The organism is Dietzia sp. 111N12-1 (assembly GCF_001658045.1).
In the GTDB taxonomy this organism is placed as follows: domain Bacteria; phylum Actinomycetota; class Actinomycetes; order Mycobacteriales; family Mycobacteriaceae; genus Dietzia; species Dietzia kunjamensis.
Map to the genome: position 1 here is coordinate 1 of NZ_LSSV01000061.1, position 6,991 is coordinate 6,991.

The following is a 6,991-nucleotide window of genomic DNA, read 5'->3' on the forward strand; positions in this document are numbered from 1 at the left end:
CAACTTCAGAAACGCGACACTAGCGCCCCCATCAGAGCACCGCTTTCGCCGACCTGCGCGACCTGCGCGGCCTGCGCGGCCTGCCCGGATCAGTCGAGTGGTTGAGGTGGGAGCTGGTGACGTCAGGTCTTGCGTGCCGACCGCGAGACGAGTCCGAGTTACACCGAGATTCTGCGACAGATGCTCACAGTGGCTGACCCACGCTCAGGGCGGCAGCGCTATCCCCGCTGCATTTCCGCCGATCCCGAGCCCGCTTGGTCGGCAGCCAGTCGATGCAGTTGCGCTCGCCTCTAGTTCGGCCGTACCTGACTGCTCAGGTGCCGACGTGGCCGCACCCGGCCGGTGCGGTGGCCGGCTCTGTCGTTTCTACAACCCACCCACGGCCGGTGGGTTGGACCAAAGCGCGGCATTATAGAGTCCTGGCTAGCCGTTGCAGCCCGAAACGCGCCGTAAATAATCCACGCCGGTGCGACGCTCCGTTTGGACAACAGGGGCGGTCGCGGTTCAGGTGCGTGGAGTTACATGGATGTGAGTGAGCTATGCGTAGGACTCCCTTCGTCGCGGTGATCGCCGCGGTCGCCCTGGGCCTGGCCGGGTGCACCTCGGAGAACACCGAGACCGGGACGGAGACGACCGCAGCCTCGACCGTCGGCGCGGCGCCCATTGTGGTGGAGGATGCGTGGGTCAAGGCCACTGATGTCAATGGGGGCACTGAACACGGCGAGGCCGCCACTGGTGACCCCGGTTCTGCTGACCCGAAAGCGCACGGTGACGGTGGCGCGATGGCACCGGTGTTTGGCATCGTGCGGAATCAATCCGATGAGGATGTCCGCTTGGTCGAGGTGGCCTCCGTGGTCTCCGGTGAGGCCGAGTTGCACGAGACCGTCTCGGGGGCGGCGGGTGGCTCGATGATGCAGGAGCGAGAGGGCGGCTTTGTCATCCCGGCAGGCGGAGAGCTTGTCTTCGAGCCTGGCGGGAACCACATCATGCTGATGGGCGTGCACGAATCGATCCGCACGGGTCAGGAAGTCGCCGTGACCCTCACATTGGAGAACGGCGACAGCAGCGAGATCGTCGCCTCCGCGCGGTCGTTCGAGGGGGGCAATGAGCAGTACCAGGGCGGGGAGTGACCGGCAATGGGTGACAGTAACCGCCGCTCGGCGTTGAATCGCAGATCCTTCCTGGTCGGCGGTGCGGCGCTTACCGGTGGTGCCGCTGTCGCCGGAGGAGCTGCGGGGTGGGGAGTTGGTGGGCGCACCGCGACCGCGCGGACCCCTGATCGCGACGCGATAGCCAACTCCCGGGCCGTCGGCGCGGCCACCGAGCCCTTCCATGGTGACCGTCAGTCCGGCATCACCACGGCGCCACAGGCGCATGCGGCGTATGTGGCATTCGATTTGCGAGACGGCCTTCGCCGCACCGACCTCATCGGCGTACTACGAGCCTGGACGCAGGACGCGGCCCGGCTCACGCAGGGGCGCGGCGGTCTGGCCGACCTGCAACACGAGTTGGCTGAAGGACCGTCCCGGTTAACGGTGACCATCGGCTTCGGCCCGGAGCTGGTCGGCAAGATCGGTCTTGGAGACCGCACCCCGGAGTGGTTGCAGCCGCTACCGGACTTCCCGCAGATCGACCGGCTCGAGGACCGGTGGTCCGGCGGGGATCTGCTGCTGCAGGTCTGTGCCGACGACCCGCTCACCGTCGCCCACTCGGCCCGGATTCTGTCCTCGGGTGTTCGCGATGCGGTCCTTCAGCGGTGGGCGCAGCGAGGGTTCCGTCGTGCCGTGGGCACCGACCCGTCCGGGCAGACACAACGCAACCTCTTCGGGCAGATTGACGGCACCGCCAATCCCTCGCCGGCCGATGCCGACTACGACCAGTTGTTGTACTCCGATGGCGCCGACCGGCGATGGATGCGGGGCGGTACCTCCCTGGTGCTGCGTCGTATCCGGATGACGATGGACACCTGGGAGGAGATCGAACGGAGCTCCCGTGAGCTCACGATCGGACGGAAACTCGACTCGGGCGCGCCATTGACCGGTACCACAGAACACGACCCCGCTGACTTCGAGGCGATTGACCAGACCGGGTTGACCGTCATCCCCACCGAATCACACATCGCCCGGGCCCGGCCACGGGTCCGGGCCGAGACGATTCTGCGACGACCGTACAACTATGACGATATCCCGGATCCCGGCCAGATCAGCAACTCCGGGCTGTTGTTCGCGTCCTACCAGGCCGACCCGGTACGCCAGTTCGTGCCGATCCAGCAGCGACTGGCAGAGCAGGACATGCTCAACACCTGGACGGTCCCGATCGGCTCCGCCGTTTTCGCGATCCCACCGGGGTGCCACGAGGGCGGCTACGTCGGCGAGAGCGCATTGGAGGGATAGCCGCAACGCAACCACCGGGAGCTGCGGTCGCCGACCCGCTCGATTCGGACCTGTCCGGCCATCGTCTCGTGGGCCGATCGCGCTCCGGTTGCCCCGCCTCACCGCTATCGCTACGGCTGGCCCGATTATCATCCAGTGACCACGTCAGGGCACGCATGAGTTGGAAAGCGGACAATCTGTTGAGTAAGAATCTGAAACTCTCGCTAGCGCTGATCACGACTGCTCTGATCGTCCTGGTGGTGGCCTTACTGGCTGCCGGGAACGATTCCGGCTCCGAGCAGGCACGTCCTGATGACAGTCCGGGCACCGGAGTGTTGGTGCGTGAGGACAGTCCCCGACTGTCTGAGGGCGGTGACGCCGTCTTCGTTGAGTTCCTCGATTTCGAATGCGAAGCCTGCATCGCGCTCTATCCGACAATTGAGGACCTCCGCGAGCAGTACGGAGACCGGGTGACGTTCGTGGTGCGCCACATGCCCCTGCACGACAACTCTATGGCGGCGGCCCTGGCCGCCGAGGCCGCCGCCGAGCAAGGCCAGTTCGAGGCCATGTACCGCAAGTTGTTTGACACTCCCGAGCAGTGGGGCCACCAACAAACCCCGCAAATGGACACCTTCTTCGGCTATGCCGAGGAACTGGGGTTAGATATGGAGCGCTTCGAGAGCGCATACAACGACCCGGCCACCCTCGAGCGCATCGAACAGAGCAAGCAGGACGGTCAGAGCCTCGGGGTCAGTGGCACGCCGACCTTCTTCCTGGACGGGGAGCGCCTCGAGCCGACCAGCGTCACCGATCTCGAGAACAGCATCAATGCTGCCCTCGAATAGCTCAGCCACCCCGGTCGCACACTCCACCAACGCCGGCCCGGATCAGTACCCCCACCGCAGGCTCGCGGTGGTGCTGATCGTTGGTGGGCTCATCGGCCTGGTCGCAGCGGTAGTGCTCCTGGTGGAGAAGATCGCACTGATCGAGAACCCGGGCTACGTCCCGTCCTGCAGCATCAACCCCGTCCTGTCCTGCGGGTCGGTGATGACCACCGCGCAGGCCGAGGCCTTTGGCATCCCCAATCCGATCATCGGCATCGCCGGATTCGCCGCCACCACGGCCCTGGGTGCCGCGCTCCTAGCCGGGGGAGCATTTCAGCGGTGGCTTTGGGCCAGCATCCAAATAGGCGTCACCTTCGCGGTGGTGTTCATCCACTGGCTCATCTACCAAAGCTTGTACAGCATCGGTGCCCTGTGCCCGTACTGCATGATCGTCTGGGCGGTGACCATACCGATCTTCTGGTACTGCACCCTGTGCAATCTTCAGCTACTACGCCGCAGCGGTACGGCGGGTCTTGCGCGCCTCATCGCCGTAGTTACCGAATACCGGGGCGCGATACTTACCGCCTGGTACCTACTTGTTCTGCTGCTCATCACGCACCGTTTCTGGGACTACTGGACCACCCTCGTCTAGAAACGCTCGCCGAACAGCAGATCGCGTTCCGCGAGTCAGTCCTCGGCTCACTCGGGGGCGGCACACCGCAGTCTGCGCAGGCGCTCCCAGATCAAAGCAGCGCACGCCGGATGGCTCTCGGACCCGGTCCCCCGCCCGCTGTCCAACTCCTCGTACAGCTATCGACTGCTGTCGCAGACGATCAGGCGCGGTTGCCTCCACGCGAGCTGCGTCGATACTCGGATGCGAACCGGTCACCGTAGCGATCACGCATGGCCGCCGCTACGAGCCGGTCTGAGTCCGCGGCCTCGTCCGATGGACCATCGTCTCCAACCGTGGCCGCGGGAGGGCCCGACGGGGCCTGCGACGCTGTGGTGTCCTGCCCGGGACCTGCTGCCCGGTTCCCGCCCTTGCGTGGCCGCGCCGCGGCGGCATCGTTGTCCTCGTCGTCCAGACGACGGCGCTGACGTATCTCGCTCCACACGAAGTAGCCCAGGCCGATGGGAGCGAGGACCCCGAAGGCCATCCACTGCATGCCGTACGACAAGTACGGTCCTGACTCGGTGGACGGCAGTGGCATCGGTTCCAAAGACCCGGGCTGCCCACCGGCGAGCTGGAGATAATAGGGCGACAGGTCGGTGCCGAGGAGGTCCCCGATGACGGGGGGGTCGATGTTGCGCACCATGTTCCAATCGTGCAGAACGATGGGTTGGGCGGGAGTGAGTGTGCCAGTCTGAATTGGCCCCNTCCGTCGGTCCCAGGAAGTGTTGGTCCGACGGTATTGATGACTGAGTGTGCCAGTCTGAATTGGCCCCACTTGGAGGCGTAGTGCTGCTCTGAAATGGCCCCACCCTCGATCAACCAGACCCTAAGTTTCGTGTCGTCCGACCAAAGACGTTCACGAGAGGCAAGGGGTTGAAGGAGAGATCGAGAGTGGAGCAGTTCGAACGTATCCGACGAGACGCCCGAGACGAAGGCCTGTCCATCCGGGCCCTCGCCGAGAGGCACAAGGTGCACCGCCGCACGGTGCGCGCGGCGCTGGCCGATGCGGTGCCGCCACCACGTAAGACCCCGCAACGCACCGCGCCGGTACTGGGCCCGCATGAGGCGACGATCCGGCGCTGGTTGACCGAGGACCTCACAGCGCCTCGCAAGCAGCGTCATACCGCTCGCCGCGTGTGGCAGCGCCTGATGGAGGAGGAAGGAGTGGAGGTGGCCGAGTCGAGCGTGCGCAACCTGGTGGCCACACTCCGTGCCGAGATCAGCGGCCCGAGAGAGGTGATGGTGCCGCAGACCCACCCGCCGGCCGAGGAGGCCGAGGTCGACTTCGGCGAATTCACCGCCACGATTGCCGGGGTGGTGATGAAGATATTCATGTTCTGCATGCGCCTGTCGCACTCGGGCAAGGCGTTCCACTTCGCCTACGCCAACCAGGCCCAGGAATCGTTCTTCGACGGCCACGTCCGAGCGTTCGCCGCCTTCGGCGGGGTACCGGTGGGGATGATCCGCTACGACAACCTCAAACCCGCCGTGACCAGGGTCGCGCTCGGTCGGGACCGGTTCGAGCACCCCCGCTTCGTGGCGTTGCGCTCGCACTACGGATTCGATTCGTTCTACTGCATCCCTGGCAAGGACGGCGCCCACGAGAAAGGCGGCGTCGAGGGCGAGATCGGCCGGTTCCGGCGCCGGCACCTGACCCCGGTCCCGAAAGTGGACTCCCTGGCCGAGCTCAATGAGCTGATCGCCGCCGCCGATGCCCGCGATGATGCCCGGCGTATCGGGGCCCGGGCCGAGACCGTCGGCGCGGCCGCGGCCCGGGAACTGCCGCTGCTGCGGCCGCTACCGGCCGAGGTCTTCGATGTGGACGCCGTCCTGTCGTGCCGGGTCGATGCCAAAGCGCGAGTGTGCGTGCGCCAGTCCTACTACTCGGTGCCCGCACGTCACGTCGGGCGTCGTCTCGAGGTCCGCCTGGGCGCCACGCGCATCCTCGTGCTCGACCCGGCCGCCCACGGCAAGGTCATCGCGCAGCACACCCGCTCACTGCACAAGGGCACCGAAGACCTGGTCCTGGACCACTACCTGGAGGTGCTGGTGCGCAAGCCCGGCGCCCTGGCCGGGTCGACCGCCCTGGCCAGCGCTAAAGCGTCGGGGGCGTTCACCGCCAACCACCAGCGATTCTGGACCGCCGCCCGCAAAGCGTTGGGCGACGGCGCCGGCACCCGCGCCCTGATCGGGGTCCTGCTGCTGCATCGCACCATGAGCGCCTCGGCGGTGGCCGCCGGGATGGCCGCCGCTGTGGCCGACGAGGTGTTCGATGCCGATCTGGTCGCCGTGCACGCCCGCCGGGCCACCACCGGGCGGGCCGCCACCCCGCCGATCGCACTGCCGACCACGGCCGCTCCGGCGGCCGCCGATCAGAGGCCCGCCCCGTCGCTGGCCGGTTACGACCAACTCCTGACCTCAAGCGGGCGCCAGCTCGAGGAGGCCATCGCATGAGCAGTAGCAAGACCCCGCCGGCGATGACTGCGCTGACCGACGCGGCCGCCGAAGCCGCCATTGGTGCCGCAGCCAAGACCCTGTGCCTACCCACCATCCGTGACCAGGCGATACCCATGGCCGAGGCGGCCGCCAAGCAGCGTCTGACCCACAAGGCGTTCTTGGCCGAGATGCTGTCGGCCGAGTGCGACGAACGCGATGCCCGCCGACGGATGCGCAGGGTCAACGAGGCCAAGTTCCCGCGCACCAAACGGCTCGCCGACTTCGATCCCGCCCGCCTGCCCGACCTACCACCAGCAACGTTGGCGCACCTGGCCGGCGGGGCGTGGATCGACGCCGGAGAACCACTGGTCCTGCTCGGCGACTCCGGAACCGGCAAAACCCACCTGCTCATCGCCCTGGGTACCGCGGCAGCCGAGCAAGGACGCCGAGTCCGGTATATCACCACCGCGGCCCTGGTAAACGAGCTCGTCGAAGCCGCCGACGACAAGCAACTGTCCCGCGTGGTCGGCCGCTACGCCCGACTGGACCTGCTGTGCCTCGACGAGGTCGGCTACGTCCACCTCGACCCACGTGGGGCCGAACTCCTCTTCCAGATCATCACCGCGCGAGAGGAACGAGCCTCCATCGCCTGCGCCTCCAACGCTCCGTTCAGCGAATGGGGCACC

General features: G+C 66.7%; 7 protein-coding genes. 6 read left to right on the forward strand and 1 reads right to left on the reverse strand.

Going from position 1 to position 6,991, the window contains the following annotated elements; genetic code table 11:
• The first annotated feature begins 563 nt into the window (after nucleotides 1–563).
• The 4 genes from AYO52_RS14075 (at nucleotide 564) to AYO52_RS14090 (ending at nucleotide 3,848) form a co-directional block, all read left to right on the forward strand.
• The gene (locus AYO52_RS14075) at nucleotides 564–1,130 is read left to right on the forward strand and encodes a copper chaperone PCu(A)C (RefSeq protein WP_253702180.1); all 567 of its coding nucleotides are present in this window, start codon (nucleotides 564–566) and stop codon (nucleotides 1,128–1,130) included.
• A 6-nt stretch (nucleotides 1,131–1,136) separates the two neighbouring features.
• Nucleotides 1,137–2,393, forward strand: a complete 1,257-nt coding sequence (locus tag AYO52_RS14080) for a Dyp-type peroxidase (protein WP_067718647.1) — start codon at nucleotides 1,137–1,139, stop codon at nucleotides 2,391–2,393.
• A gap of 155 nt (nucleotides 2,394–2,548) precedes the next feature.
• Entirely contained in the window at nucleotides 2,549–3,217 is a 669-nt protein-coding gene (locus AYO52_RS14085; RefSeq protein WP_241261793.1) for a thioredoxin domain-containing protein, read from the forward strand.
• On the forward strand, nucleotides 3,201–3,848 hold the full coding sequence (locus AYO52_RS14090; RefSeq protein WP_067718650.1) for a vitamin K epoxide reductase family protein: 648 nt from the start codon (nucleotides 3,201–3,203) through the stop codon (nucleotides 3,846–3,848). Before AYO52_RS14085 ends, AYO52_RS14090 begins: the two co-directional genes overlap by 17 nt.
• Nucleotides 3,849–4,029: 181 nt before the next feature.
• Here AYO52_RS14090 and AYO52_RS19290 read toward each other — a convergent pair whose 3' ends face one another.
• Nucleotides 4,030–4,512, reverse strand: a complete 483-nt coding sequence (locus AYO52_RS19290) for a hypothetical protein (protein WP_067718653.1) — start codon at nucleotides 4,510–4,512, stop codon at nucleotides 4,030–4,032.
• Between the two features lie 230 nt (nucleotides 4,513–4,742).
• Here AYO52_RS19290 and istA point away from each other — a divergent pair, with 230 nt between their 5' ends.
• Both istA and AYO52_RS14105 read left to right on the forward strand, forming a co-directional pair.
• Entirely contained in the window at nucleotides 4,743–6,323 is a 1,581-nt protein-coding gene (istA, locus tag AYO52_RS14100; protein WP_067718656.1) for an IS21 family transposase, read from the forward strand.
• A partial coding sequence (locus AYO52_RS14105) for an ATP-binding protein (RefSeq protein WP_067718659.1) occupies nucleotides 6,320–6,991 on the forward strand: 672 nt, incomplete at its 3' end. The genes istA and AYO52_RS14105, both read left to right, overlap by 4 nt.

Bases quoted from the DNA above. Each gene is read 5' to 3' on its own strand.
- AYO52_RS14080 (WP_067718647.1), top strand. From the start codon at position 1,137: ATGGGTGACAGTAACCGCCGCTCGGCGTTGAATCGCAGATCCTTCCTG.
- AYO52_RS14085 (WP_241261793.1), top strand. From the start codon at position 2,549: ATGAGTTGGAAAGCGGACAATCTGTTGAGTAAGAATCTGAAACTCTCG.
- AYO52_RS14090 (WP_067718650.1), top strand. From the start codon at position 3,201: ATGCTGCCCTCGAATAGCTCAGCCACCCCGGTCGCACACTCCACCAAC.
- AYO52_RS19290 (WP_067718653.1), bottom strand. From the start codon at position 4,512: ATGGTGCGCAACATCGACCCCCCCGTCATCGGGGACCTCCTCGGCACC.